Consider the following 26,051-nt stretch of genomic DNA (forward strand, 5'->3'; position numbering starts at 1 on the left):
ACCTTGCTTGTGGACGGCAAGACCTTGAGCGGCAGGTACATCCTGGGCCGGCTCCTCGGCCGAGGAGGGATGGGGGTCGTCCATGAGGCCGACGACACGGAGCTGCAGCGCCGCGTCGCCGTGAAGATCATGAACGCGGACATCCTCCACAGCCGGTCTGCGGTGGGGCGGTTCGAGCGCGAGGCGAGGGCCGCGAGCGCCATCCAGACCGAGCACATCGTCCGCGTGCTCGACGCGGGCGTCGACGAGGAGACGCGCTCGCCGTTCCTCGTGATGGAGCTCCTCCAGGGCGAGGATCTCGCGCAGCTCCTCGAGCGCCTCGGCCCGCTGCCGCCGCGGCTCGCGCTCCGGATCGTGGCCCAGGCCTGCGTCGGCCTGCAGAAGGCGCACGAGGCCGGCGTCGTGCACCGGGACATCAAGCCCGGCAACCTGTTCCTCGCGCGGCGCGAGCAGGGGCCTGGGCTCATCGTGAAGGTGCTCGACTTCGGCATCGCCAAGATCAAGCCGGCCCACGAGCCGCGCCGGGACACGACGGGGCTCACCCGGTCCGGGAGCATGCTCGGGACGCCGCGCTACATGTCCCCGGAGCAGGCGCGGGGCATCAAGGACATCGATCACCGGACCGACATCTGGGCGCTCGGGATCGTGCTCTACCACGCGCTCGCGGGGCGCACGCCGACCCAGGACGTCGAGGCCTTCGGCGATCTCATCGCCACGCTGGTCGCGGAGCTGCCCACGCCCGTCCAGGAGTTCGCGCCGTGGGTCGCGCCCGAGGTCGCCGCGGTCGTCGACGGCGCGCTCCAGTACCAGCCCGTCGCCCGCTACCCGGGCGCGTCGGTGATGCTCGACGCGATCCTGCCGCTGCTTCGTGACGATCCGGGCCACGACCCGCTCTCGCTCGACGAGGGCATGCTCGTCCCGCTCTCGCCGTCGGAGCGCCAGACCGTCGCGCCGCGGCTCGAGCTCCCGGCGGCCCCGCGCGCGCCCCGGCGGAGCGGCCCCGTGCTCGTCGCGCCGGGGAGCGCCGCCGAGCGCTGGCGGGACCAGTCGACCGACGGCGCGACGGCGCCCGCGCTCGAGACGGCCGAGGCGCCGCGGGCGAGCCAGGAGGCGCCGGCGCCGCGCCCCCCCTCGCGCCGGTTGCAGGTGGCGGTCGCCGCGCTGGTGGCCGCGGGCCTCGGCTCGCTCGCGATGCTCCAGCCGAGCGCGCCGCCGACCGCTGCGGTGACCGGCATGCACATCGTTTCCCGGGAGCTCCCGAGGACGCCCCCCGTCCCGAGCGCGGCCCCCCCGCCGGCGCCCGAGGTGCCCGTCGAGCACCGGGTCGAGCTGGCGATCGTCCCCGCGGACGCCGCGGTGGAGGTCGACGGGGCGCCTGCGCGCATGAAGAACGGCAAGGTCGAGCTCACGGGCACGCTCGGGAGCGTGCGCGAGGTGCGCGTCGTCAAGGGCAGCCGCGCGATTGAGGAGAAGGTCTCCATCACCGAGGCGGGCTCGCTCCCCCCGAAGCTGGAGCTGCCGGCGCCCTGGCGGCCCGCTCCGGCGAGGAAGCGCCCGCCCGCGGCGCCGGCGGGCGCGGCCCCGCCCGCGGCGAGCGCGGCCCCGCCCGAGGCGAGCGCGGCCGCGGGCGCGCACGATCCGCTCATGCCCCCGAAGTTCATGGATTAGCGCGCGGCCCTGCGCCCTCGCCCCGGAGACGGGCGCGGCGCGGGCCCGGCGGCGCCTCCGGGCTCGCGCCGCGAGGCTGTCGCGATCTCCTGCCGAACAACGCTCTACCGTCGCTGTCTGTGCGGATATCCTCGAGGGCGTCGCGGCGACGGCGCGTCGTCCCGGGCGCGCGGCGACAGAACGGATCCGGCGCTGGCCCGTCCTATCGAGCACCCGCGCGGACGGCGGGGAGGGAGAAGGCATGAGCGAACTCGGGATGATGTGGGCAAAGCGAGCGTTCCTCGGGGGCGCGCTCGTGCTGGGGCTCTCGGCGGGAGGGCTCGCGTGCGGCGTCAAGGAGGCCTCGGAATCATCGGCGCCCGCGGGGGCGCCCGCGGCATCGCAGGCCAGGGCTGCCGAGCCGATGCGCGGGGCCCCGGCCCTGGAGAACGCCAAGGCGGAGCCCGCGCTGCCGCCCGGCGCTCTCGGGGGCGCCATGGGGGCCCGGAAGGGGGCCGTGGGCGCCAGCGGCCAGCTGGCGCCCGCCGCGCCCTCCGTCGCCCGGGGGGCGAGCGAGGGGGCGGGCCGCGCCGCGGCCCCCGAGGCCGCGGCCATCGACCCGAACGGCCGCTTCGCGACCACCTACCGCCCCGGCGGCGGCCACCTCGCGGCGTTCGAGTCGGCCGTCGCGCGCGGCATCGTCCCGCCGGCCGAGCGCGAGCTCGTGAGCGACGTCGGCGCCCGCTACGCGCCCGCGATCGACGTCCCGAAGGGCGCGACGCTCGCCCTGCGCACGGACCTCGAGCGCGCGAAGGTCCCGCCCGGCGGCGGCCCGGTGCACGTGCGCGTCGCGCTGCGCTCCACGGCGCAGGCGCCCGCGGCGCGGCCGCACCTGTCGGTGCACCTCGTGCTCGACGTGAGCGGATCCATGCAGGGCGAGCCGATGGCGCGGGCGCGCGACGCGGCGCGGGCGCTCGTCGACCGGCTCGACGCGAAGGACGACTTCTCGCTGGTCACGTTCTCGAGCGACGCCCAGGTCTGGATCTCCGACGGGCCCGTCGGCCCGCGGCGCGCGATGATCAAGACGGCGATCGACGCCATCGAGGCGAATGGCGGCACCAACATCGGCCGCGGCCTCCAGCTCGGCTACGCGCAGGCCGCCCAGCCGGGCATCCCCGAGGGCGCCGTGAAGGTCGTGCTGCTGCTCTCCGACGGGCGCGCGAACGCCGGGATCACGAGCTCGGAGCGGCTCTCGCGGCTCGCGCTCGACGCCTTCCAGGGCGGCATCCAGACGAGCACCTTCGGGCTCGGCGCCGACTACGACGGCGCGCTGATGAGCGGCATCGCGAGCGACGGGGCCGGCGGCTACTACTACCTGCGCGACCCCGACCAGATCGCCCCGGCGCTCGCGACGGAGCTCGACAAGCGGCTCGACCCGGTCGCGACGGCGGTCGAGCTCCGGGTGCGGCTGAAGCCGGACGTGAAGCTGCTCCAGGTCTACGGCTCTCGCCGGCTGAGCGACGCGGAGGCGGCGCGCGTGCGGAAGATCGAGGTCGCGGCGGACGCGCAGGCGCAGAAGCGCGATCGCATCGAGCAGGACCGGAAGGACGACGCCGAGGGCGGGATGCGGTTCTTCATCCCGGCGTTCTCGCGCGACGACAGCCACGCGCTGCTGCTCAAGCTCGGCCTGCCGGCCGGCGTGGACGCGCGGACGATCGCGTCGGTCGAGCTCAAGTACAAGGACCGCGTCGCCAGGAAGAACGTCGTCGACGAGGCGCCGCTCAAGGTCGTGTACGCGGCCGGCGACGCCGACAGCGCGGCGAGCGTCGACCCGTCGGTGGCCCGCACGATCCAGGGCTTCGCCGCGGGCGAGACGCTGTCGGAGGCCTCCCGGCACATCGCGCTCGGCGACCGCGGTCGGGCCGCCGCGCTGCTCGCGGAGCGGGAGGGCATCCTGCGCGCCGCCGCCGACGCGCTGAAGGAGCCGCTCTTCCTGAAGGACGCGGACCGCCTCGCGCGCCTCCGCAGCCACACGGGCGCCCCGGACGGCCTGGGCGATCCGCTCGTGCTCGCGATGCTGCTCGAGACCGCCTCGCGGGCGCACCTCCACTGAGGGCCGTGCGCATGGCGACGACGCCGCGGGCGCGGCGACCTACCGGCACGTTCGAGGCGAGCCCATGACCCAGACCTTCCCTCTCCGGCGCGATCGGGTGGCGCAGCACGTCGACGTGGCGCCGGGCGGCGAGATCGTCCTCCGCGGCAAGCTCGTCTGCTCGACCGACGGTTCGGTCATCGACGCGGCGACGACGACCTGGCCGGCCGGCGCGCCGGGCGGCGCCTCGGTCGACAGCGGCGGGCTCGTCGACTTCGCGCAGGGCGGCTTCCACGTGACGAGCCGCGACCCCGTGGCCCACGAGGTGCACGCCATCGCGACCGGGGATCCGGCGCCCGCCTGCGCGCTCGCTGGTGTGGAGGCGCCCTGCCTTCCGCTCCGGCTCCTCCCGCTCGCGCGCGCGCGGCTCCAGACGGCGCAGGAGCTGACGAGCTGCCTGAACGGCGGCATCACGGTCGAGGTGCCGGACGCCGTGCTCCCGCCCGTCGCGCCCGCGGTTGTGCCTTACGTGCAGGGCGCGGCCGTGCTGCTCGGCGCGGGTGTGATCGCGTCGATCGGGTGGGTGGTGCAGCGCCGGCGCGCCCGCTCGCCGCTCGGCCGGCTGCTCGGCCTGGCGAAGCGCACCCGGGCCAAGCTGAGGGCCGCCGACCCCGTCGTGGCCGCGCCGCTGCTGCCCGCCGTGGAGGCCGCGCTGGGCGCCCTGAAGCAGCGGCGCGTGGACGCCGCCTCGACCGAGGGGAAGCGGGTCGCGGAGCTGCTGCGGCGGGTGGAGGTGCGCCTCGACGCGTCGGTCGAGGAGGCGCGCGCCGACAGGGAGCAGCAGGCGGCGGACGAGCTGGTTCGCGAGATCGAGAGCGCGCTCGAGGCGGTCGACGAGGTGGGGGGCGCGCGGCGCGGGCGGGCGTGAGGCGCGCGGCGCCGGGGGGCTGGCTCGGAGGAAGCACGGAGGGCCGCGACGCGTCCGCGAGAGGTGGCACCCGTCTCCCGGTGGCCGTGCCTCCAGCAAACGATGGGTGGCACCCGTCTCCTGGTGGCCGTGCCTCCAGCAAAAAGACGGGTGGCACCCGTCTCCTGGTGGCCGTGCCTCCAGCAAAAAGATGGGTGGCACCCATCTCCCGGTGGACGTGCCTCCAGCAAAAGACGGGTGGCACCCATCTCCGCGGTGGAGGCGTAGGCACACGGATGACCAGCGTCGGCGAATTCGACATGCCCTCGGGGCGACGGCTGTACCTTCGCGAGCTTCGACAGTACCTGACCTACGAGGGCATGCTGGAGGGGCTGCCCACCGTCGAGCGGAACAAGGAGCAGATCGAGGAGCTGGTCTCGGAGCACCGGGACAAGCCGTACCCCGGCGGACCGTACCTGATCCGGCCGACAGAGGCGCCGATCGAGCTCCCCGAGGATGACCCGTACCCGTTCGGCACCCCCTCGGCCCTGCCGCGGGTGACCTGCATCGGCCGGTTCGATTCGCTCGATCCGGCTCGCGACCGGAGCAGCCACTTCTCCGGCCTGGTGGTGATCTGGTTCCAGGATGACTTCGCGTTCCCGGTCGACCCGGCCGTGGTCACGCAGCTCCTGGCCATCGATTGGGAAGCACACGCAGCGGACATGGAGTATTGAGGTGATGTTGCCTGGGTTGATACGGCGACACACGATCCGGTGAGCGACATGGACGCGCTCAGCTCTCTCCGGTATCACGTAGCCATGAGAGCCGCCCGACGGGAACGGTATGGAACACCGGCAGTCATCCGGATCGAAGACGTGGCGGTGCCCACGCCGGCCGATGACGAGATACTGGTTCGGGTCCACGCAGCCACGGTGAGCCGCACCGACTGCGCGTTGCTCTCGGCCCAGCCGTTCATCATGCGGTTCATGACCGGTCTCCGCAGACCCAGGACCCAGTCGCTCGGGACCGACTTCGCGGGGCGGGTGGAGGCGGTCGGCGCGCGCGTCGGCAGCTTTGCGGTCGGCGACGACGTCTGGGGGATCAACGATCTCGGGACGGGGTCTCATGCGGAGTATCTCGTCATTTCCGGAGATGACTCGGTCGCGCGCATGCCCGCCGGCCTGAGCTTCGAAGAGGCTGCTGCCTCCCTGGAGGGCGCCTGGTATGCTCACAGCATCCTCGAGCGAGCGGCCTTCGAGAGCGGTCGTCGCGTGCTGATCAACGGGGCTACCGGCGCGATCGGATCCGCGCTGCTGCAGCTGTGCGTATACCGGGGCGCCACCGTGACCGCGGTGGGGAACACCAGGAACCTGGAGCTGCTCAAGTCGCTGGGGGCCGATCGGGTCATCAACTACGAGGAAGCGGACTTCACCCGGGACGACCAGGCCTATGACTACGTGTTCGACGCCGTGGGAAAGAGCACGTTTGGCGCCTGCAAGCGCCTGTTGACGCCCAGGGGTGTGTACGTCTCCTCGGAGCCCGGGCCCGGATGGCAGAATCCATTCCTGGCGCTCCTCACGCCCGCTCTCGGCGGAAAGCGGGTCGTGTTCCCTGTACCCATCGACCGAAAGGCGTTTCTCGAGGTGATGGGCCGGCTCCTCACCGAGCGCCGTTTTCGGCCCGTCATCGACCGCACCGTGACCCTGGATGAGATCCAGGAGGCCTATGCCTACGTTGCGTCCGGACAGAAGACGGGCAACGTGGTGCTGAAGCTCTTCGGGTGAGGGGCTCGCGCGCGTGCGCAGCGCTCGCCCCGAGCGGTAATGCACGCGCGACGGATGGCCAGCGTGTCGCTCAGCGGATCGGCCCGGCGACCTTCGGCGGCGAGGCGGGGGCCGCCTTCGCGGCCTCCTCGAGCGGCGCGCAGCCGTCGGCGGCGAACGGGCCGATCGCCGGCTCGCCGTCGACGAACGCCGCGACGTGGCGCATCCGCGCGGTGAACGCCGCCTCGGTCTCGGCGCGCCGCGGGTCGGCCGCGAGCGGGACGGTCCCGAGGCCCTCGCTGCGCACGGGGCAGATCTCCGCGACGGGCGGCGCGCCGCGCCGCAGGCGCAGGCGGGCCAGCATCGCGAGCTCGACCGCGGGGCCGGTCCTCTTCACCTTCATGATGAAGTTGCCGAGGCTGTAGAAGATGGGCCGGCCGCGGCGGAGCTCGATGCCCTGGAGCACGTGCGGGTGGTGGCCGAGGAAGGCGTCGGCGCCGGCGTCGATGGCGGCGGCGGCGACCGCGCGCGCCTGGGGCAGCGGGGTGTCGAGGTACTCGGTGCCGCCGTGGTAGCTCACGACGACGGCGTCCACGCCGGGCTGCTTGCGCGCGGCGCGCACGGCGGCGGCGAGCCCGTACCGCTCCGCGGCCGCGACGAACTCGCGCGCCGGGTGCTCCCACAGCGAGCCCTGGTTCCAGATGCCGGTCACGGCCAGCACCGCCACGCGGAAGCCGCGGCGCTCGATGACGGCCGGCGCGTACGCCTGGCGCCGCGTGCGGCCGGCGCCCACGTAGGCGACGCCGACGCGCTCCAGGTGGCCGAGCGTCTCGAGGAACGCGCCCTTGCCGTAGTCCCACATGTGGTTGTTCGCGAGCGACACCACGCTGATGCCGGCGCGCGCGAGCGCGTCCGCGCCGGCCGGCGGGCCCGTGAACACGAGCGGCTGGCGGCTGTGCTGGGTCTCGCCGCCCTGGTCGCTGAGCTGGTTCTCGAGGTTGACGAAGCGCACGTCGGCGGAGGCGAGCAGCGCCGCGACCGGGGCGAACGGGTCGTGCGCCGGGTTGCGGAGCAGCTCCTGGCCGAGCGCCTTGCCGAGGCACACGTCGCCGCCGGCGAGGAGCGTGATCGCGTCGGCCGGCGCGCCAGGGGCGGCCGCGGGCGCGCCAGGGGCGGCCGCGGGCGCGATGGGGGCGGCCGCGGGCGCGCCAGGGGCGGCCGCGGGCGCGCCAGGGGCGGCCGCGGGCGCGATGGGGGCGGCCGCGGGCGCGATGGGGGCGGCCGCGGGCGCGCCAGGGGCGGCCGCGGCGACGGCGGGCGGTGGAGCGAGCCCGGCGCCCACGTTGGCGGGCCGCTCGCAGCCGATCTGCGCGGCCGCAGCGCACATCGCGAGGAGGACAGGGGCGTGGCGCATCGCAGGCGGCTTCTCGGGCCGCATTATCCACGGGGGCGCGCCGGCGCCCAACAATCCGGGCGAGGGGCGCGATCCCGGTGGCCGGCGCCCGGGCGCGCGCCCATGCTCGGACGCGGCGCGATCCTCATGAATCAGGGGAAGATCTCGACCGCACCCGGCGCACCCGGCGCACCCGGCATGCCCGGCGCGCTGGACGGCGAGCGCGGCGCGACCGGTCGCGCCGCCGGTCTGGCGGGCGTGGTGCTGTGCGGCGGTCGGAGCAGCCGGATGGGGCGCCCCAAGGCGTGGCTGCCGTTCGGGGGCGAGGCGCTGCTCCAGCGGGTGGTGCGGCGCCTCGGCGAGGCGGCGTGGCCGATCGCGGTGGTCGCGGCGCCCGGGCAGGAGCTGCCGCCGCTGCCGGAGGGGGTGCTTGTCGTGCGCGACCCGGAGGAGGGCCGCGGCCCGCTGCAGGGCATCGCGGTGGGGCTCGAGGCGGTCGCGCCCCTCGCCGAGCGGGCCTACGTCTCGGCGACCGACGCGCCGTTCCTGCACCCCGCCTTCGTGCGGCGCCTCGCGGACCTGCAGGCGCGCGGCCACGCCGTCGCCGTCCCGTGGGCGGACGGGCACCATCACCCGCTCGGCGCGGTGTACGCCTGCTCGGTGCGCGCCGACGCGGCGGCGCTGCTCGCGGAGGGCACGCTGCGGCTGTCCTCCCTGTTCGAGCGGACGCGCACGCTGGTCGCCGAGCCGGAGCTCCTGCTCGCGGAGCCGCGGCTCCGCGAGGCGGATCTGGCGCTGCGGTCGCTGCGCAACCTCAACACGCCCGAGGACTACGCGGCGGCCCTGCGTGAGCTCGACGCCGCGGAGGACCTCGCGCCGGGAGGCTCGGCCGGCCGCCCGTGAAACCGAGGCCTGGGACGGACCGGCCGCACCGGGTATTCTTGCGGTGATGCGCCAGCCGGCTGCCCTGTACCGCGTCGATCCCGACGACCCGCGCGCGCCCTCCGAGGAGGTCTGGACTCGGCTCAGCCCGGCTGGCCGCGCCCGCGTGGTCGCGAGTCTCCCCTCCGAGTTCCCCGTCTCCGAGGCGTCGCCGCCGGAGGGCGACGAGCACTTCGGCGCGAAGGTCGGTGCCCGCTCCGCGCTCGGCAGTTACTTCGCCCGGATCGGGCGCCGCGTGTACCTCGCGTGCGAGCTGCCCGTGTACTACCCGGGCGAGCGGATGTTCGCGGCCGACGTCATGGCCGTGCTCGACGTGCCCGTGCACCGGCGCGAGAAGTGGGTCGTCAGCGTGGAGGGGCGCGGGCTCGACTTCGCGCTCGAGGTGATCGTCTCCGGCCGCCGCCGCAAGGATCTGGCCGATAACGTCGAGCGGTACGCGCGCCTCGGCATCCCCGAGTACTACGTGTTCGACCGGGCACGGCTCAAGCTCTCGGGCTTCCGCTTGCCCCTGGCGGGCGGGCGGTCCGGCGCCGGGCCGCGCCGGTACGAGCCGATCATCCCGCAGGGCGGCCGGTACGTCTCGCATGTGCTCGGGCTCGACCTGGCCATCGAGGACGAGCGCCTTCGCTTCTTCCACGGCACCTCGGCGCTGCTCGAGGCGGACGAGATGATCGGCTCACTCGAGTCCATGCTCGACGCCCTGGAGGTGCGCGCTCGAGCGGCCGAGGAGCGGGCAACCGAGGAGGCGCGCAAGCGCAAGGAGGAGGCGCGCCTTCGCAAGGAGGAGGCGCGCCTTCGCAAGGAGGAGGCGCGCCTTCGCAAGGAGGAGGCGCGCCAGCGTGAGGAGATCGAGCGCCGCCTCGCCGAGGCGCTGGCCGAGATCGAGCGCCTCAAGGGGAGGCGCGGGTCGTGACGCTCGCGCCTCCTGCCAGACGCTCCCGGGTCCCCTGATCGGGCCATCTCTCCTGCGGCGCCGGCGCCCCCGCCGGCCGGCCTTGAACCGGCCTCACGGCGCCCATCTCGCGATCAGGATCCGCTGCTCTCCGTGCCTCGGGACGATCACCCGGTCGGGCCCCAGCCCGCGCGCCGCCATGACGCGCCGGAGCTCGCGGGGCGCCTGGCCGAACGTGTCGGTGCTGTTGATGAAGGTATCGAAATGCATGGCCATCATCCGGCGCGCCCCGAGGTCGAGGAAGGCCTGGACCGCCGCCGCCGGGTCCACGTGCTTCGGCGCCATGAACTCGCGCGGCCCCACCGGCGCGATCGGCAAGAGGGCCAGATCGATCCCGGGGAACCGCGCGCGCGTCTCCTCGAAATAATCGCGCTGGTACGCGGTATCGCCGCCGAAATACACCGTGATCCCGTGATACTCGATCACATATCCGGTGTAGCTCGTCGTCATCCAGTCCCGGTCGAGGCCGTACCGGTATCCGGCGTGCCTCACCGGGACCGCCGTGATCTTCAGATCGCCCTGCTGCCATGTCGTCCAGGTAGGGACCTCGATCGACTCGAACGCGTGATTCGGCACGTAGACGAGCCCGCCTTGCGGTACGAGCAGCGTCCGTACCTTCGGCTCGATGAGCGACAGCGACCCCAGCGAGAGGTGGTCGAAATGCATGTGCGAGACGAGGACGGCGTCGATGGGCGGCAGGTCCTCGGGGTCGAGCCCCGGCTCGACGAGCCGCTTGACGATGATCCCCACATTCGACGTGAAGACAGGGTCCGTCAGGATGAACTTGTCGTCGATCTGCACGAGCACGGTCGCGTGCCCGACCCAGAGGACGGCGAGCCGCGCCTCCGGTCGACGAGGCTCGCGCACCTTGTCCGGCACCGGCAGCGGCCGGTCGAACAGGATGGCGACGTTGTCCCCGAGGATGCGCGCGGGCACGCAGCTCGACAGGCCGGCGATCGCGAGGAGCGCCGCGGCGAGCGGGCGCGCGAGCGACCCCGCCGCCGACAGCGCGCGTGACAGCGTGGCTGACAGCGCGGGCGATCGTGCGGGAGACGAGGAGATGCGCTTGGCCATGCGCGGCGTCAGAAGTAGCGAATGCTGAGCGTGATCGTGGTCGACCGCAAGGCGGCTGTCGGCGTGACGGTCACCTGAGCGCCGAGGCCGCCGAACAGCGTGTAGATCCCCGCCTCGTACGAGGCGGCCACCTGATCGCGGGCGTGGACCACGGACGCGCCGAGCGAGCAGGACAGGGCCTCTCCCCGGTCGAGGAGCGGGAAATAGGACCGTACGCCGCCGCGCACCATCCAGCCCCCGGCCGCCGCGCCCGGGCCAGCGACGTACTCGGGCGAGCCGAACAGCTCGATGGAGCCCGCGTGGCGCGTGAGCGGCTCGACGACGAAGGCGCGCCACGGCGAGAGCTTGCGGTTGATCCCGAACGAGTAGAGCAGCGGCGTCACCTGCCAGCGGACCCCGAAGCGCGCCCCGCTCGCCCCGATCCACAGCTCCGGGCTCGGCACGAGCTGGACGAGCAGCCACGGCAGCGTGAGGCGGATTCCGGGCTCCGTGGCGGAGCCGCTCACGGCGGCCTCGCGCGGCGCTCCGCCCGCGTCGGCCTCGCGCGGCGCTCCGCCCGCGACGGCCTCGCGCGGCGCTCCCGGCGCCGCGCCCGCGGCGAGCGGCCAGCCGAGGGCGGCGGCGCAGGCGGCCAGCGCCGGGGCGCGGCGTCGTGCGAACCGTGCGGGGCGCCGCATGCCGGGCATGTCGCGGCTACGGCGCCGCGCCGTACACCTTGCCGAGCTGCTTGTACAGGAACCGCGCCGCGTGCTCTCCATACGGCGTCCTCGCGACATACACGTCGGGCGAGGCGATCGGCGCGTCCGCCGCGAGCGCGCCAGGCCGCCCGATCCGACCGAGATCGTCGCTGAGCGCCTCCATCGACGGATACCGGTTCTCCGGCCGCTTGCGCAGGCACTTCATGATCACCGCCTCGAGCGACCTCGACGCCGGGCTCGCGCCCAGGCCGGGCGGCGGGGGCGGCGTCATGAGCTGATGGCCCAGCACCATCGCCTCTTCCATGGCGGGTGTCAGCGCGTGGCCAGAGCCCCGCGCGACGCTGAAGGGGAGCTTGCCGGAGAACGCGCGGTACATGAGCATGCCGAAGCCGTAGACGTCCGTGCGCGCGTCGGGCGGGTCGCTGATGGTCTGTTCCGGAGCCATGTATTCGAGCGTGCCGACGGTCACCCCGGCCTGGGTGAGCCCCGAGTGCTCGTACAGCTTGGCGAACCCGAAATCGACGACCTTGGCCGCCCAGGCGTCGCCCTTCTCGCCCACGAGGAACACGTTGGCCGGCTTGATGTCCCGGTGGACGATCCCCGCGCGGTGCGCCGCGCCGAGCCCCGCCGCGGCCTGGAGGAGGATGGGCACGCCGGCCTCCGGAGACAGCCGCTTGTCGCGCAGGAGCAGCGAGCTCAGCGACTCTCCGAAGAGGAGCTCCATCACGAGGTACGGCGACCCGTCGTGAAGGCCGATGTCGAGGACCTCGACGAGGTTCGGGTGCACGACCGTGGCCGCGGCCTTGGCCTCGATGAGGAACCGCGCCTTCACCTTGGGCTCGCGGCGGAACCTCGGCTCCAGCAGCTTCAGCGCGACGGGCGCGCCCCCCTGCGTGTCCTCCGCCAGGAACACCTGCGCCATGGCGCCGCTGCCGATCAGGCCTCGCACCCGGTACCGCTCGGCGATGACGGCGCCCACGTGCTCGGTCGGCTGCGACCGGATCCGCCGGATGTCGAGGCTCTTGACCAGCTTCTCCCCGTCGTGCGGGCAGAAGCGGTGGTCATCCGCGTACCGCCGGTGGCAACGAGGGCACAGCATGGAGGTCCCGTTCCGGGCATACCCCCTCCACCGCCCTCTTTGCAAGGCCCCACCTCCCCGCGGCCCGGGGCGCTCGCGCAGCGACGACGCAGGCGCGGTCACGACGCGGGCGCGGTCACGACGCGCGCGGCGCCACCGACGGGAGCTTCGCCCCGGGCTCGTTGATCCGGACCGTCTCGACGCGGCTGAAGTCGTCCAGGTCGTGCGTGACGCCCGCGGCGCGCCAGCCACGGCACCGCCGGGGCAGCGCGTCGAGGTGGTCGACGAAGGAGCTCACCCATGCCTCGATCTCGTCCGGTCGCTCGTCGGGCGACAGGGCGAGCGCCCGGGCAAAGGCGTCGTCGATCGCCGGCGGCGTCCCCGGGAGCAGCGATGAGACGGGCGGAGGGGCCACGCGCGAGAGGCTCGACAGGACGGTGGAGAGGTCGTCTCCGGCCGCGACGCGCCGCCCGGTGAGCGCCTGGTACGCGACGGCCGCGAAGGAGTAGATATCGCTGCGCGCGTCCACCGGCCTGCCGCTGGCCTGCTCGGGGGCCATGTACAGCGGAGTCCCCAGGAAGATGCCCGTCGACGTCGCGCTGACGTCCGCCGAGATCTCCTTGGCGATGCCGAAATCGAGGATCTTGACGCGGAAGCCGCCCGGAGACGTGGACGGAACCAGGTAGATGTTCTCCGGCTTCACGTCGCGGTGCACGAGCCCCGCCGCGTGCGCGGCCGCGAGCGCCGAGGCGCCCTCGCGCAGGAGCAACGCCACCTGCGGAGGCGTCCCGGGCCCGTTGTGCCTCATGGCATGAGCCAGGTTGCAGCCCTCCAGCCACTCCATGACGATGTAGAGCGACCCGTCCTCGAGCTCGCCCGAGTCGTACACCTCGACGACCGACGGGTGCTGAATGCGCGCGACGAGGCGCGCCTCCCGCGCGAACCGCACGCGCACATCGTCGTTGTTGAAATGCTCTGCCCTGATGGCCTTGATCGCGACGTCGCGCCCGAGCCGCTCGTCCTGGGCCCGGAACACGCGGCCCATGCCGCCCTCCGCGACGACCTGGGTCAGCCGATATCGCCCGGCGACGCGGTAAGGGAACGGCCGCGGCATGCTCAGCGCGGCTCCGTCGTCGCTGCACAGCGGTGCGTTCTGATCGTAACAACGATGGCAGCTCGGGCAGATCTGCAGGACGTCGATTCCGCGGCTCACCATGTCCTCGAGGGTCGCCTTCCGGCGCTCGGCCGCGCCGGCGAGCTCCTTGCGCATGCGCGACAGCTCGAGCGCGCTGCCGAGGTGGTGAGCGAACGAGTCGACGAGCCGCCTCGTCGTGTCGGTCCACACGACGCTGCTGCCGACGATGACCAGGGCGCCGTGGACGTCGCCCGACATGCCGACGACGGGGATCACGACGTCCGACGACCTCGGGAGCGGCCGCTTCGCCAGCGCGGCGCCGCGCAGCGCCTCGGCCGAGGGCGCCTCGGTGGTTGTCGCGGTGAGGCTGACCATCCGCTCCGCCTCGGCCTTCCACACGGCGATCTCGCGCGCCCCGATGGCCTCGGTGATCTGCGTCGCCGCGGCGGACGACCACCGCGCCACGTCGTCGAGCGCCTGCGCCGAGGAGGCGACGAGCTCCGCGAGCTTCTCCTGCTCCTCCGCGAGCTGGCGCGCGAAATACTGCACCGCGGCGTAGGCGATGGCCGACACCGTGAGGATGTTCATCGCGAAGAAGCAGGCGATGAGGGCCTCGGGCGTCTCCGGCGCCCGCGCCGAGAGCAGGGGGTCGATGGCGCCCGCGATCACCACGAGGAGCGCGTAGGCGGCGAACCACGGGATGGACGCCCGCGACCCGTGGAACAGCAAGAAGGTCAGCGGCGCGAGCAGCGCCCACAGGACGACGCCGCTCGACGCGACGAACCCGCCCCGGCTCGCGTGCATGAGGAACGGCAGCGCGAAGATGAGCAGCGCCTGGCGGAAGCGGAACCCGGCGAACTCCTTCGTCCGGGCGAAGTGGACGAGGCTCAGGGCCGTGCACGCCGTGTAGCCGAGCGGGATCGCCGCCGAGCGGACATCCCCGCTCGCCGCATAGGCGATCACCCAGGCGGGGCACGCGCACGCCTTGAGCGCGGCCGTGAGCGTGAGAATCCTCTTGTGCTGGCGCAGCCGCGGATCGTCCCCCGACCTCAGCCCGATCCGAGCGACGGCCTGCAACAACTTCATCCCTGTCGAGTGTACGCCGACGAACAGGGGGCCTCAAGCATTGGACCGACCGCCCAGAGCAACGCCCGGCGCCGCTCGGCCAATGCTCGGGCGACCGCGCTGAGCAACGCCCGGCGGCTCGGCCAGCGCTGTGGCCGACGCGCTCGGCGGCGCTTCGCGATTCGCGGCGCGCGCCGCGCTCCCTTCAATGCTGGCGCAATCGTCCGGTCGTCCGTTGCGCAGACCGTCCCTGGTTGAAACCGGTGCGGGCTGACGGCGCGACTCCCGAGCTCCCGCGATCGGGAGTAGCCCTGTTCCGTGATGTGGAGAGAGGCCGCCGCGGAGCCCTCGCGCGATGGGGGCGGCGTCAGGCGGCGCCGAGGTCGAGCTCGGCGAGCCGGCCGACCAGCGGATCCTCGGTGCCGAGCTGCTCGAACGTCACGGGATCGCTCTTCTGGAGCGCTGCCAGGAGCTGGCCCAGGCCGCGCCGCGAACCGTAGTAGTTCGACAGCTCGTGGTCCTCTTCGGTGATGCAGGCGCGCACCGCGCTGCGGGAGATCTGCGGCAGCCGCAGCGCCTTGAGCGCCATCGACCACAGGCCGTCGATGAAGTTCTGATCCGCGGGGAACTCCAGGAGACCGGCCATCGTGAGGAGCATGGCGCAGCGCTGGCCCCTCGGCGTCGACAGCGCGTCCTCGCCCTCGAGATAGCCGAGATCGAAGGCGCGGCGCATGGCGTCGGCCGCGCAGAGCAGGCGCTTCAGCTCCTGGGCCGCGTGGCTCAGGTGGCTGTGGAACATGACGTCGACCGACAGGCCGCCGGGCGCGTCCTTGCTCTCGTGAAACCGGGTGACGGCCGGGAGCCGCCCGAGATCCTGCCGCACGGCGTTGCCGGTGGGCACGTCGTGCGGCGGCTCGCGGTGGCTGAAGAAGCCCCCCGACTGGAAGACATAATAGAGCTCGCTCTGGCCCGCGAGCCCCGCCCAGATCTCCGAGTACTGCGCGACGCGGTTGAGGCTGCCCGCCGCCCAGTTGAGCCCCGCCGCGGCGTCGCCGCTGATCTGCGACGCGCTCACCCCCGGGTCGCGCGGCGTCATCGAGCCCTGGATGTCCTCGGCGATCTCCGTGAGCTGGAAGTCGAGGAAGCCGTCGTAATAATCGGCGCGCCCGTCCCGGTTCACGTCGGAGTAGCGGGCGACGACGAGCGGGTGCGAGGGCCCGACGAACTGCGAGAACCCGGGGACCTGCGCCTGCGGGTGGTGCCACTGCGCCTTCCGGATGCGCGCGTCGAGCTCGGCGTGCGACGCGCGCTCGCTCATCCCGCGCAATGCGGCGACGAAGCAATCGATCCCCTCGGAGGCGGTGACAGCGCCGCCCTGGCCGACCCGGAAATAGGTCGAGTCCCAGGATGAATAGATGTCCGCGTCGGGGAACATCTGAGAGATCGCGAAGCGCGTGGTGAGCCCGGCGCACTGCGAGTTCATCATCAGCTTGTAGCCGTCCTGCCGCACCTTCACCGCGGCCGCGCGGAGGTCGAACGAGCCGAGCTGGGCGTGCCGGTTGATGAGCAGCCCGATGAAGAACTTCACCCCCATCTCGAGGTTCTCGTCCCGCGGGGTGGCCGTGCGGGCAAAGATGCGGATGGGCTCGCCGGAGGGCGTCTTGAAGGGCGCCTCGAAGACGCGGTAAGGGCTCCAGCCGCTCGGCGATGGGGGCGTGTCCGGCGGGGGCGTTATCTCCTTGAACTCGTAGGCCGACACGAGGATGCGGCACTCGCCCTCGTGGAACTCCGAGGCGCTGCACACGGCGAAATTCCACGGCCCCGTGAGCTCGTCGTACGGCGGCGCCTCGCGGAGCAGGCCGCGCACGAGCCCCCGCGCGCGCTCCTGCTGGTCCGCCGTGAGGCCCGGCGCGCGGAGCTGGAGGAGCTGGATCGCGTGGGCGCGCAGCGCGGGCCGGGCCGTCTCGTCGCCCGCCTCCTTGTCGATGAGCGCGAAGATCTCCTGGGCGGCGCGGTCGGCGACCGGCGCGAAGCTGCGGTCGTCGAGCGACGTCGCGATGAGGTGCGACAGGATGGTCAGCGCCGACGAGCGGAGCGTCGCGGCCGCCGTCGGATCGCGCCGCGCCTCGTCGCCGCCGACGGCCGCGGCCTCGAGCGCCGCGCGCGCCTGCTCCAGCAGCGCCATGCCCCGGCCCGCCGAGAGCCGCTCCTTGCGCAGCGGCTCCTCCGGGTGGAACGCGCTCGGCGGAAAGAGCTGCGTGAAGGTGCTCGTCCGGCGCGAGGAGATCCACCGGGCCGCGGTGACGAGGGCGTCGCTGGCCGCGATCCCGTCGGCGGCGAGGGCCGGGCTCGCGCTGAACGCCCCGACGGGCAAGAGCCAGAGCGGCGCGGCCCCCTGGCGCCCGGCGGTCAGGTCGATCGGCGCCGCCTGCGACGCGACGCCCTGATCCGGCTCGACCTCGAAGGTGGAGGCGGCGACGGCCTTGAGCCGCCGGCGCACCGGCGTGCGCCCCGGAAACACGATGAGCACCGCCTTGCCCTCGCGCTCCCGGAGCGCCGCGAGGTGCTCCGCGGGCACCGGCGCCTGGAGCGAGATGGCATAGTCGTTGTCGTTCACCGCCACCGCGAGCAGGCGAATTCCCGGTGTGGACTTGCGCCCTTCGAACGCAGCGGACGCGGCCGGCCCGACGGTATCCACCGTGCCGGGCAGGTCGACGATCCCGCGAGGGGAACGGATGCGGACGATGACTTCTGTAGGCATGCCTCTCTCCTAGGGTGAGAGAGACTCACCCTGTTCAAGAGCGCGGCGCAACAGGAATCCGACGTTACCCGAACACCGTCTCGTCGCGTCACGACAGGCGTCAGGAGGGGCCTCACGCCTGTATTTCAGGCAGTTCCCTCAAGGCATCTCCGGCCTGTCCGGAGTTGACTTCTGCACCTCGATATCGAGCGGAGCGTCGGCGTCGCCCGGCGCATTGGCGCCCGGGGCGACGAGGAGGATGTGCGGCGGCTCCTGCGCCGAGGAGGTCGAGCAGCGGAGCAGCGACAGGGCAGCTCCGGCGGCGACGATCAGCGCGGCGGCGAGCTTGACGCCTGCGCTCTTCGCGCCGCGCGCCCCCGCCGCCGGGGCGGCGGCTCCCTCGCCGCCCTCCGCGGCGGCGCCGTCGGCGTCCGCCGCCGCGGCGCCGGGCGCCTCCAGCGGGGACGCCGGGGCGCGGCGCGCGGGCAGCGGGACGCTCGACGGGGGCGCCGGCAGGAGGCTGCCCGCGCGCAGCGTCGCGACCGACGCCTCGCCGTCCAGGTCGGCGGCGCCGGCCGAGAGCGCGTCGCCGGCGCGGGCCTCGAAGGAGAGCGCGTCGCTCTCCGGCTCCCTCGGCGCCGCGGGCGGGCCGAACGGGCGGAGCGCGACGTCCGCGTAGCGCTCGAGCAGCGCGCCGACCTCGCGGAGATCTGCCGGGCGCTGCGCGCGATCCGGGCTGAGCATGCGATCGACCATCGCGGCGACGTCGGCGGGCAGCGCGGGCGCGACCTCCCCGATCGGCCGCATCGCGCCCGTCAGGATGCGCTTCAGCACCTTGCCCATGCTCGCGGCCTCGTTGGGCCGGACCGAGGTGAGACACTCGTAGAGGATGACGCCGAGCGACCAGATGTCGGCGCGGTGATCCACGTCGTGCTCGCCGAGGATCTGCTCGGGCGACATGTAGTAGGGGGTCCCGAGCATCTCGCCGGTCCCGGTGCGCCCCGAGGTCCACGCGGTCTCGCCGTGCGCCGCGGTGAGCTTGGCGATGCCGAAGTCGAGCACCCGCACCCGGGCGGCCTCGTCGTGCAGCGGCGCCCGGACGGGCGACGGCGCCGCAGGCGCCCCGTCGGGGGAGGACGCGGGCGCGGCGCCGCTGCCTGCGTCGACGGCGCGGGGGCCGGACGCGGGCGCCGTCGACGCGGCCAGCGGCGCCGCCGCATCGGGCGTGAGCAGGAAGATGTTGTCGGGCTTGAGGTCGCGGTGGACGATGCCCAGGGCGTGCGCGGTGCCCACCGCCGAGATGACGGGCAGGAGGATGCGCGCCAGCTCGGGGAGCGGTATCTGCGCCTCCCGCAGGAGCTTGTCGCGGAGCGACTCCCCCTCGAGCAGATCCATGACGAGGAACGGGGTCCCGTTGTCGAGCTCCAGGACGTCGTGGATGCCCGGCACGTTCGGGTGATCGACCGCGGCGGCCACGCGCGCCTCCCGGAGGAGGCGCCGGCGGGTGGAGGCGTCCTCCGTCGCGCCGGGACGAAGCAGCTTCAGCGCCACACGCTCGCCGCTCGAGAGGTGGGTGGCGGCCCAGATGACCCCCATGCCTCCTTCGGCCAGCTGGCGATCGACCCGGTAGCGACTCGCCACCAGGGCGCCCGGGACCAGAGTGTTGGTCACGCGGAGACAGGATACCACGCGCCGCCCGCCGAGCCGGCGCCCCGCGCGTCTAGCGCGCTACTACACCGCTCAGGTCAAACAATTATGTGAGCGTCGCAGCAGTGTCGGGGACATCCGTACGTCGCTGTCGTTGCCGCGACGCGAAAACATCGTTCTCGCACAAGCTGCGCCGAGCTGCGTTCACCCGCACAGGAGACGGGCCCAGATCGGCGTTTTCGGCGCGCAGGCGTACTCACGTACGCCGAGCACCGAAAACGTCGAGGTGGGCCCGTATCCGAAGCGGGTGAGCGCAGCTCAGACTGCTGGCCAGATCGAGCCCGCGCGGCGGCGCTCGGCGAAGGCCTCGGCCGAGAGCGCGTAGCGCAGGAGCTCGTTGGACACCGGGTGCTGCAGGAGCAGGCGCGGCTCCTCGGTCGAGCGGGCGATGTCGCGATCGTACCGGCGCAGGTAGTCGATCGCGGCGAGCGCGTCGCCGGACAGCAGGTAGCCGATGCGGTACTCGCTCCGGCGCAGGCCGATGACGAACGCGCGCGCGTCGTACGCCACCGCGACGTTCGGCGCGATCTCCTCGAGCAGCTTGCGCTGGCGACGCCCGATCGCCCGCTGGATGCCGGGGAGCATCTGCTGGGCGGCGTGCTCGCGCGCGGGCGAGATCGCGCCCGACCCGAAGCCGGGATCGAGCGTGCGGATCGCCGCGAGCAGCAGGCCGTCGGTGGCCTCGGCCGGGATCTCGTCGAGGAAGGTGAAGCCGACCGCGACGCGCGCGAAGAGGCGGGCCAGCGCGAACGTCTGCTCGAGCTCCGGCAGCTCGGTGAACGAGGTCGGCGCGACGATCGCGGGCGGATCGCCCGGGAAGACGCGCGCGGCGCCCTGCCACGAGGGGACGAGGTAGAGCTCGAACGCCTCGATGCCGAGCGAGCGGCCGACGCGCTCAGCGAGCTGCCGCGTCGGGTGGTTGTCGCGCGGGCCGAGCCGCTCGCGCGAGCTGACCCCCAGGTTGCTCAGCTCGAAGCGGACCGCCTTGGCGGCGATCGGCGCGATCGCGAGCGCCACGTCGATCCAGGAGCTCCGGGCCTCGGGGACGAGCAGCCGGCCGATCTCGGGGCCGGCGAACGCCCCGACGTAGGGCGCCTCGGAGGGCACGCGCCGGCTCCTGAGCCGGGCCATGCGGTCGGACGACACCTCGCCGAGGCAGGCGCGGACCTCCTCGACGGTGACCCGCTCCTCGGCGCGCCCGTCCTTGGCGAGCGCCGCCTCGAGCGCGGCGAGCGCGGGGCCGAGATCCGGGAGCCGCGTGAGGACCTCCGCGTCGGACGTGAGCACGTCCCGCAGCACCTGGACCGCCTCCGAGTTGCGCCCCGCGGCCTCGAGGCCGCGGCCGAGCGCGGTGCGCGACTCCGGCGGGGCGTTCGGGAGCGCGACGGCCTGCTGGAGGCGCGCGAGCCCGTCGCGCGGCCGGATGAGCAGCGTCGACTCGAGCAGGCCGAGCGTCGTCAGCCAGCGCGGGTCGAGCGCGACGCGGCGGGTGCCGGCGATCTCGAGGAGCTGCGTGAGCGCCTTGGCGTAGGCCGCCGCGCCCTCGCTCGTGTCGACGCGGTAGAGGCGGGCGAGCGCCGTCCAGCCGCGCGTGTCGCCGCTCGGCGAGCTCACGATCACGTCGCAGAGCGTGCGCACCATGCCCGCGCTGTCGCCGGCGTCGCGGTAGGCGTCGGCGAGGCGCAAGCCGGCGTCGACGCGGGTGTTCGGGTCGGGCGACAGCTCGACGAGGCGCCCGAGCGCGCGCAGCGCGAGCGCGTGATCGCCGCGCGCGACGCCGAGCTTGTGCAGCCGCTCCAGCGCGGGCCGGTTCTGCGCGTCGATCGACAGGACCGCCTGGAGCGCGTCCTGCGCGAGCGCCGGGTTCGCGAGCGGCCCCTCGTACAGGTCGGCGATCAGGAACTGCGCCGCGATCTTGGTCTCGGCGTCCGTCGCCGCGGCGACCGCGCGCTTCAGGGCGTCGCGGGCCTCCAGCCAGACGCGCTGCGCGGTGAGCAGCCGGGCGAGGAGGAGCAGCGCCGCCGCGTCGTTCGGGGTCGCGTCGATGACGCGCCGGATCGCCGCGATGCCCACGCCGGGGTCGATGGCGCCGGGGCGCCCCTGGTGCTGCAGCACCGACCGGGCGATCTCCGTGCCGAGCAGCGTGATCGCCTCGCGGCTCGCCGCCCGGTTGAGCGCCTCGCCGAGGCGGTCGGCGAGCCGGTGCGGGTCGCCCGCGAGCTTCTGGGCGAGCGCGCGCGCCGCGGCGACGCTGCTCGGATCGGCGCGGAGCGCGCTCTCGTACAGCTCGAGCGCGCGCGCGTTGCCCTCGGGCGAGGTGTCCTCGGCCGTGAGCTCCGCCGCGCGGACGAGGTGCGTCGCGCGCGCGGGCTCCCCGAGGACGAGCTTGGCGAGCGCGAGCTGGGCCGTGACCATGCTCGCCTTGTCGCCGACGCGCTGGGCGAGCCGATCGAGCCCGCGCGCCGCGAGCAGGCTCTCCGGCCACAGCGCGAGGGCGTCGCGGAAGCCGGCGAGGGCCGCGCGGGCGGCGGCGGGGTCGGCGTCGGCCTGCGCCTCGGCGAGCAGCGCCTCCTCGATGCTGTAGAGGGCGCGCGCGATCGGGTCGCTCGTCAGCTCGCGGCTGTCGCGGACGGCGCTCGTGAAGAGGGCCTGCCCCCGCGGTGCGGCCGGATCGGAGGGGGCCACCTTGCCGGCGAGGCGCAGGATCGCCAGGTGCGCGGCCGCGTCGCGCGGCGACTCCTTGACGATGCGCGCGAGCGCCTCGAGCGCGGCGCTCGGCCCGAGCTGCTCCTCGAGCGACGCGATCTCCCAGAGGGCGCCGCCGCGCGCGACGGCCGAGGTGAACACGTCGGCCTCGGCGCGCAGCACCGTCGCGAGCGACGTCGGGGCCTCGAGCAGCCGGTAGAGCTGCTCGAGCATGCGGAGCGCGGGGACGTGGTTCGGCACCACGGCGACGAGCCCCTCCAGGATCTCGACGGCGTGGCGCGGGCTGCTCTCCGCGAGGACGAGCGCGAGGGAGATCCGGAGCGCGTGATCGACGAGCGCCGGCGGCTTGCGCTCGAGCCAGCGCGCGTAGAGCCCCGCGAGCTCGCTCGCGATCATCGAGTGGGACATCCCCGGCAGGCTGGACGCGGGGCGCGTGCCGGTCGCCGGCCGCTGCGCGGCGGGCGCGCCGAGGCCCACGCCGAAGCCGGCGCCGCCGGCGCGGACGTAGATGCGCTCCATCGCGTCGAGGACGGCCGGGTCCGGCTGGCTCGAGGCGAGCGCGGCGTCGGCGCGGGCGAGGAGGCGCAGCGCGTCCTGATCGCGGCCGAGCGCGAGCTCCTGCACCTCGGCCGCCTGGAAGAGCAGCCGCGCGTGGTCCTCGGGCCGCTGCGTCTCGTCGGCGAGCGAGCTCAGCACCTCGACGAGCTTCTCGTAGTTGCCGGTCTCGCGGAGGAGCCGCGCGATCTCGATCCGCGGCTGGGGGTGGGAGGGCCTCCGCCGGGCCGCCTCGCGGTACGACTCGACGGCGCTGTGCGGCCGCTTGAGCCGCCGCTCGTCGAGCGCCGCGACCTCGATCCAGAGGCTGAACGCCGCGTCGGACGCGGGGTCGCGCTGGATGAGCTTGAGCAGCGCGCGGCGCGCCTCCTCGTAGCGGCCGGACCGCTCGTCGAGGCGGAAGCGCGCGCGCAGCGCGTCCGGATCGGCCGGATCGATCGCGAGCGCGCGATCGACCAGCGCCGAGGCCCGGTCGCGATCGCCGAGCCTGATCTCGGTGATGTCGGCGGCGCGCAGCAGCAGCCTGCGCTGCTGGGCCGGGTTGCTCGTGAGCTCGGCCTCGGCGCAGAGCGCGCGCGCGAGCCGCTGCGCGTCGCTCGCGCGCGCGGCGTTGCGCTGGAGCGCGAGGATCGCGGCGCGCCGCTCCGGGTCGATCTCGAGGATCTTCTCGATCTCCTCGATGGCGCGGGCGGGCTGGGCGAGCTCGTCCTCCCAGATGGAGACGAGCTTCTCGAGCAGCCCGACCTTGCGCGCCGGGTCCTCCGTCGCGCTGGCCGCCTGCGTGTAGAGGTCGATCCGCTCGCGCACGCCGCGCGGATCCTCCTCGTCGACCGACTGCGGCGCCGGCGCGAGCAGGGCCGAGAGCGCGTCGAACACGGTGGTGTTGCCCGGGTCGATCGCCCACGCGGCGCGCAGGATGGCGAGCGCCTCGTCCCGCTGCTTGAGGTGGTGCTCCGAGATGTCCGCGGCGCGCAGCAGCGCCGCGACGCGCACCTGCGTGGGCCGGTTCGCGTTGGCGACGGCGGTCCACACCTCCACGCGCTCCTCGTGGTGGCCGAGGCGCTGGAGGGCGCGGTCGAGCCGCTCCCGCGTCGAGCTGTCCTCGGGCTCGATCTCCAGCGCGCGCGTCGCGTGGAAGGAGGCCTGCTCCGAGTTCCCGAGCGTGTCGTGGATCTCCGCGAGGCGGACGTGCTCGTAGACGATCGCCTCCCGGTCGGTGAGGAGGGCGAGCTCCTTCTGGCGCACGCTGGCGGCCTGCTCGAGCGCGCCGCTCGCCTCCAGGAGGCGGATCAGCTCGCCGACGATGCGCCGCGCGGTCGGCGACCCGGCCGGGGCGCGCGTCGACGCGCGCGTCAGCAGGGGCACCGCGTCCCCGGGGGAGCGGATCTTGTCGATGAGCAGCCGCGCCGCCGTGTAGAGCAGCCGCGACGCGCGCTCGTCGTCGCGCTCGTGCTCGGCCTCCAGCGAGAGCGCGCCGACGAGGCCGACGATGCCGTCGTGGTGCACGAGGTGGCGGCGGAGCGCCTCCCGCACGGGGCCCGGCCCCGGGTCGAACGCGATCGCGCCCTCGAGCGACGCGAGGGCGAGCTCGGGCTTGTGGAGCTTGCGATCGAGCACGGCGGCGCGCTCGACGTGGATCCAGGCGGTGAGCTGGCCGTCGCCGTCCGGGCGACCGCGCCCCGGGGCGTACGCGTCGGCGAGCCGATCGAGGTGCGCCGCGAGGTCCCGCCCGGCCTGCTCGGTGCTGCGCGCGCTCTCGCGGCGGAGGGCGATCTCGAGCCCGCGCAGCGACGCGGCGTGGAGCGGGACGAGCCGCAGCGCCTCGGTGAAGGCGTCGCAGCTCTCCGGCGTGCGCCCGAGCGCCTGGAGCAGGCGCGCCCGCTCGGCGAGCAGGTCGGCCCGGAGGGCGTCGCTCTCGGCGACGCGGAGCTTGTCCTCGACGACCTCGAACGCGAGGGCGAGCTCGGTGCGCGCGTCGATCAGGCGATGGACGCGCGAGAGCGCCGGCTCGAGCGTGCGGGAGAGCTGCCGCGCGCGCTCGTAGGAGCGGCGGGCGGCGGTCGGGTCCCTGAGCACCCGCTCCTCGTGGATGCCGAGCTCGACGAGCGCGCGCGCCGCGCCGACCGGGTCGCTGGCCTTGAGCCGCTCGGCGCGCTGCTGGAGCTCCGTGGCGAGGTCGGGCGCCGCGATCGGCGGGCTCTGCGCGGGAGCTTGCTGGCTGTGCGCGGGGGCCTGCGGGCTCTGCGCGACGGCTTGCGCGGCCTGCGGGCTCTGCGCGACGGCTTGCGCGGCCTGCGGGCTCGGCGCGACGGCTTGCGGGGCCTGCGGGCTCTGCGCGGGGGCCTTCAGGCTCTGCGCGGGGACTCTCGGCTCGCTCGTGGCCGAGCGCGGCGTCAGCGGCGACGGCTGGGGGGCCGAGGCGGGCGCGGGCGTCACGAGCGGCTCGATCGACTCGACCGAGATGGGCGTGGGCGACGAGATCGGCTCGGCCGAGATGGGCATCGGCGTCGCCGTCGGGTCGACCGAGATGGGCATCGGCGTCGCGGTCGCGCTGAAGGCGGCGACCGCCGGCGAGGCCAGCGTGGGCACGCCCGGCTGGGAGCTCGGCGCCGGCTTCCCTGCGCCCGCGCCGGAGCCCGGAGCAGGCGGCACGGCGCGGTTCGGGGTCGGCGGGCGCGCGGGAGCGCCTCGCGGCGAGCGGACCGGCGGCTGCTCTTCCCGGGGCGCGGTCGCGGCGGCCTGGCCAGAGCCGGGCGCGCTGATCTGGCCCGGCGTCGACGCGGGCGCCTTCGCGCCCGGCGGCAGCGGCGGCGGAGGCCTCGACGGCGGGGCCAGCGGCGGCGGCAGCGGCCCGCTCGCGACGCTGCCGTCCTTGCGGCGGATGAGCGGCGGCGGCCTGCTCGGACCCCCGCCGGGGGGCGGCACGCTCGGCGTCGGGGTCCGGTTCGGTCCCGGCGGCGGCACGCTCGGCGGCGGCAGCGGGGTCAACGGCGGCAGCGGGCCCGCGCCGAGCGGCGTGTTGGGCGGCGGCAGCGAGGTCGGCGGCGGCGGCGGGGTCGCGGCCAGCGGCGCGTGCGGCGTCGGCAGCGGGGTCGTCGCCGCCGGCGCGGTCGGCGGCGGCGGCGGGGTCGCGGCCAGCGGCGCGTGCGGCGTCGGCAGCGGGGTCGTCGCCGCCGGCGCGTTTGCGGCCGGCGGCGCTTCGCCCTCTGGCGGCGCGTTCGCGGCCGGCGGCGCCTCGTCGCCAGGTGGCGCGTTCGCGCTCGGCGTGCCGAGCCTCGACGCGCCTGCGCTGCCGACGAGCAGCGTCTTCGCGCCGGGCTGAGGTTGCGCGCTCACGCGCGCGATTTGAGCGTTGTCGGCGTTGGCTTCCCAGCCAGCTTCGTCCGGCGATCCGGACAAGCTGGGCAAGCCAGGCCGGCGCGACGCTCCTTCTTGCGGATCGTCCCCGTGCACCGGCGCGGATGCTACACACCCGCGCGCGTTCAATCCACGTCCATGTGCCTGCTCGACCGACGCCGCGCGCATCTCGAGCCGCGCGCGAGCAGGCTCACGGCTTTTTTCGCGCCACGCGATGCATCCCGCCGCGCCGCGCCTCAT

Annotated in this window: 16 protein-coding genes; 8 read left to right on the forward strand and 8 right to left on the reverse strand. The window is 74.4% G+C overall.

Going from position 1 to position 26,051, the window contains the following annotated elements; translation table 11 throughout:
- The first annotated feature begins 9 nt into the window (after positions 1-9).
- The 5 genes from WME76_RS44175 (at position 10) to WME76_RS44195 (ending at position 6,430) form a co-directional block, all read left to right on the forward strand.
- Positions 10-1,668 (forward strand): serine/threonine-protein kinase, encoded by a 1,659-nt coding sequence (locus WME76_RS44175; protein WP_437958151.1) that lies wholly within the window; start codon positions 10-12, stop codon positions 1,666-1,668.
- A gap of 241 nt (positions 1,669-1,909) precedes the next feature.
- On the forward strand, positions 1,910-3,760 hold the full coding sequence (locus tag WME76_RS44180) for a vWA domain-containing protein (protein ID WP_437958152.1): 1,851 nt from the start codon (positions 1,910-1,912) through the stop codon (positions 3,758-3,760).
- 64 nt (positions 3,761-3,824) lie between these two features.
- A complete protein-coding gene (locus WME76_RS44185) occupies positions 3,825-4,667 on the forward strand; it encodes a hypothetical protein (RefSeq protein ID WP_437958153.1) in 843 nt (280 codons plus the stop codon).
- Between the two features lie 275 nt (positions 4,668-4,942).
- A complete protein-coding gene (locus tag WME76_RS44190) occupies positions 4,943-5,380 on the forward strand; it encodes a hypothetical protein (protein WP_437958154.1) in 438 nt (145 codons plus the stop codon).
- Between the two features lie 84 nt (positions 5,381-5,464).
- A complete protein-coding gene (locus tag WME76_RS44195) occupies positions 5,465-6,430 on the forward strand; it encodes an NAD(P)-dependent alcohol dehydrogenase (protein ID WP_437962232.1) in 966 nt (321 codons plus the stop codon).
- 70 nt (positions 6,431-6,500) lie between these two features.
- Here the strand turns inward: WME76_RS44195 and WME76_RS44200 are convergent, their stop codons facing one another.
- Positions 6,501-7,823: a CapA family protein gene (locus tag WME76_RS44200; protein WP_437958155.1), complete on the reverse strand. Its 1,323-nt coding sequence runs from the start codon at positions 7,821-7,823 to the stop codon at positions 6,501-6,503.
- Positions 7,824-7,949: 126 nt separating this feature from the next.
- On the opposite strand from WME76_RS44200, the gene mobA reads away from it, so the two are divergent.
- Both mobA and WME76_RS44210 read left to right on the forward strand, forming a co-directional pair.
- The gene (gene mobA / locus WME76_RS44205) at positions 7,950-8,705 is read left to right on the forward strand and encodes a molybdenum cofactor guanylyltransferase (protein ID WP_437958156.1); all 756 of its coding nucleotides are present in this window, start codon (positions 7,950-7,952) and stop codon (positions 8,703-8,705) included.
- Between the two features lie 46 nt (positions 8,706-8,751).
- Positions 8,752-9,657 (forward strand): Uma2 family endonuclease, encoded by a 906-nt coding sequence (locus tag WME76_RS44210; RefSeq protein WP_437958157.1) that lies wholly within the window; start codon positions 8,752-8,754, stop codon positions 9,655-9,657.
- Between the two features lie 93 nt (positions 9,658-9,750).
- On the opposite strand, the gene WME76_RS44215 is transcribed toward WME76_RS44210, so the two are convergent.
- The 7 genes from WME76_RS44215 to WME76_RS44245 all read right to left on the reverse strand — a co-directional run bounded on the left by WME76_RS44215 (position 9,751) and on the right by WME76_RS44245 (position 24,956).
- Positions 9,751-10,770 carry an MBL fold metallo-hydrolase gene (locus WME76_RS44215; protein ID WP_437958158.1) on the reverse strand — a complete coding sequence of 340 codons (1,020 nt, stop codon included), beginning with the start codon at positions 10,768-10,770 and terminating at the stop codon, positions 9,751-9,753.
- 8 nt (positions 10,771-10,778) lie between these two features.
- Positions 10,779-11,447, reverse strand: a complete 669-nt coding sequence (locus tag WME76_RS44220) for a hypothetical protein (RefSeq protein ID WP_437958159.1) — start codon at positions 11,445-11,447, stop codon at positions 10,779-10,781.
- Positions 11,448-11,463: 16 nt separating this feature from the next.
- The gene (locus WME76_RS44225; protein WP_437958160.1) at positions 11,464-12,567 is read right to left on the reverse strand and encodes a serine/threonine-protein kinase; all 1,104 of its coding nucleotides are present in this window, start codon (positions 12,565-12,567) and stop codon (positions 11,464-11,466) included.
- Positions 12,568-12,682: 115 nt separating this feature from the next.
- Positions 12,683-14,767 (reverse strand): serine/threonine-protein kinase, encoded by a 2,085-nt coding sequence (locus tag WME76_RS44230; RefSeq protein ID WP_437958161.1) that lies wholly within the window; start codon positions 14,765-14,767, stop codon positions 12,683-12,685.
- A gap of 346 nt (positions 14,768-15,113) precedes the next feature.
- Positions 15,114-17,507, reverse strand: coding sequence for a hypothetical protein (locus tag WME76_RS44235; RefSeq protein ID WP_437958162.1), 2,394 nt, complete (start codon positions 17,505-17,507; stop codon positions 15,114-15,116).
- A gap of 138 nt (positions 17,508-17,645) precedes the next feature.
- Complete coding sequence (locus tag WME76_RS44240; protein WP_437958163.1) at positions 17,646-19,157, reverse strand: serine/threonine-protein kinase; 1,512 nt, start codon at positions 19,155-19,157, stop codon at positions 17,646-17,648.
- 294 nt (positions 19,158-19,451) lie between these two features.
- On the reverse strand, positions 19,452-24,956 hold the full coding sequence (locus tag WME76_RS44245) for a cellulose synthase (RefSeq protein WP_437958164.1): 5,505 nt from the start codon (positions 24,954-24,956) through the stop codon (positions 19,452-19,454).
- Here WME76_RS44245 and WME76_RS44250 point away from each other — a divergent pair.
- Positions 24,922-25,776: a hypothetical protein gene (locus WME76_RS44250; protein WP_437958165.1), complete on the forward strand. Its 855-nt coding sequence runs from the start codon at positions 24,922-24,924 to the stop codon at positions 25,774-25,776. The two genes, WME76_RS44245 and WME76_RS44250, sit on opposite strands and share 35 nt — an antisense overlap.
- Positions 25,777-26,051: the final 275 nt, after the last annotated feature.

This window comes from Sorangium sp. So ce119, assembly GCF_051524405.1.
In the GTDB taxonomy this organism is placed as follows: domain Bacteria; phylum Myxococcota_A; class Polyangia; order Polyangiales; family Polyangiaceae; genus Sorangium; species Sorangium cellulosum_G.

What these genes read in the sequence shown, in the direction of transcription:
- WME76_RS44215 (WP_437958158.1), bottom strand. Translation starts at nt 10,770, where the DNA reads ATGGCCAAGCGCATCTCCTCGTCTCCCGCACGATCGCCCGCGCTGTCA.
- mobA (WP_437958156.1), top strand. Translation starts at nt 7,950, where the DNA reads ATGAATCAGGGGAAGATCTCGACCGCACCCGGCGCACCCGGCGCACCC.
- WME76_RS44225 (WP_437958160.1), bottom strand. Translation starts at nt 12,567, where the DNA reads ATGCTGTGCCCTCGTTGCCACCGGCGGTACGCGGATGACCACCGCTTC.
- WME76_RS44235 (WP_437958162.1), bottom strand. Translation starts at nt 17,507, where the DNA reads ATGCCTACAGAAGTCATCGTCCGCATCCGTTCCCCTCGCGGGATCGTC.
- WME76_RS44195 (WP_437962232.1), top strand. Translation starts at nt 5,465, where the DNA reads ATGAGAGCCGCCCGACGGGAACGGTATGGAACACCGGCAGTCATCCGG.
- WME76_RS44180 (WP_437958152.1), top strand. Translation starts at nt 1,910, where the DNA reads ATGAGCGAACTCGGGATGATGTGGGCAAAGCGAGCGTTCCTCGGGGGC.
- WME76_RS44200 (WP_437958155.1), bottom strand. Translation starts at nt 7,823, where the DNA reads ATGCGCCACGCCCCTGTCCTCCTCGCGATGTGCGCTGCGGCCGCGCAG.
- WME76_RS44185 (WP_437958153.1), top strand. Translation starts at nt 3,825, where the DNA reads ATGACCCAGACCTTCCCTCTCCGGCGCGATCGGGTGGCGCAGCACGTC.
- WME76_RS44220 (WP_437958159.1), bottom strand. Translation starts at nt 11,447, where the DNA reads ATGCGGCGCCCCGCACGGTTCGCACGACGCCGCGCCCCGGCGCTGGCC.
- WME76_RS44190 (WP_437958154.1), top strand. Translation starts at nt 4,943, where the DNA reads ATGACCAGCGTCGGCGAATTCGACATGCCCTCGGGGCGACGGCTGTAC.
- WME76_RS44230 (WP_437958161.1), bottom strand. Translation starts at nt 14,767, where the DNA reads ATGAAGTTGTTGCAGGCCGTCGCTCGGATCGGGCTGAGGTCGGGGGAC.
- WME76_RS44210 (WP_437958157.1), top strand. Translation starts at nt 8,752, where the DNA reads ATGCGCCAGCCGGCTGCCCTGTACCGCGTCGATCCCGACGACCCGCGC.
- WME76_RS44245 (WP_437958164.1), bottom strand. Translation starts at nt 24,956, where the DNA reads ATGCCCATCTCGGCCGAGCCGATCTCGTCGCCCACGCCCATCTCGGTC.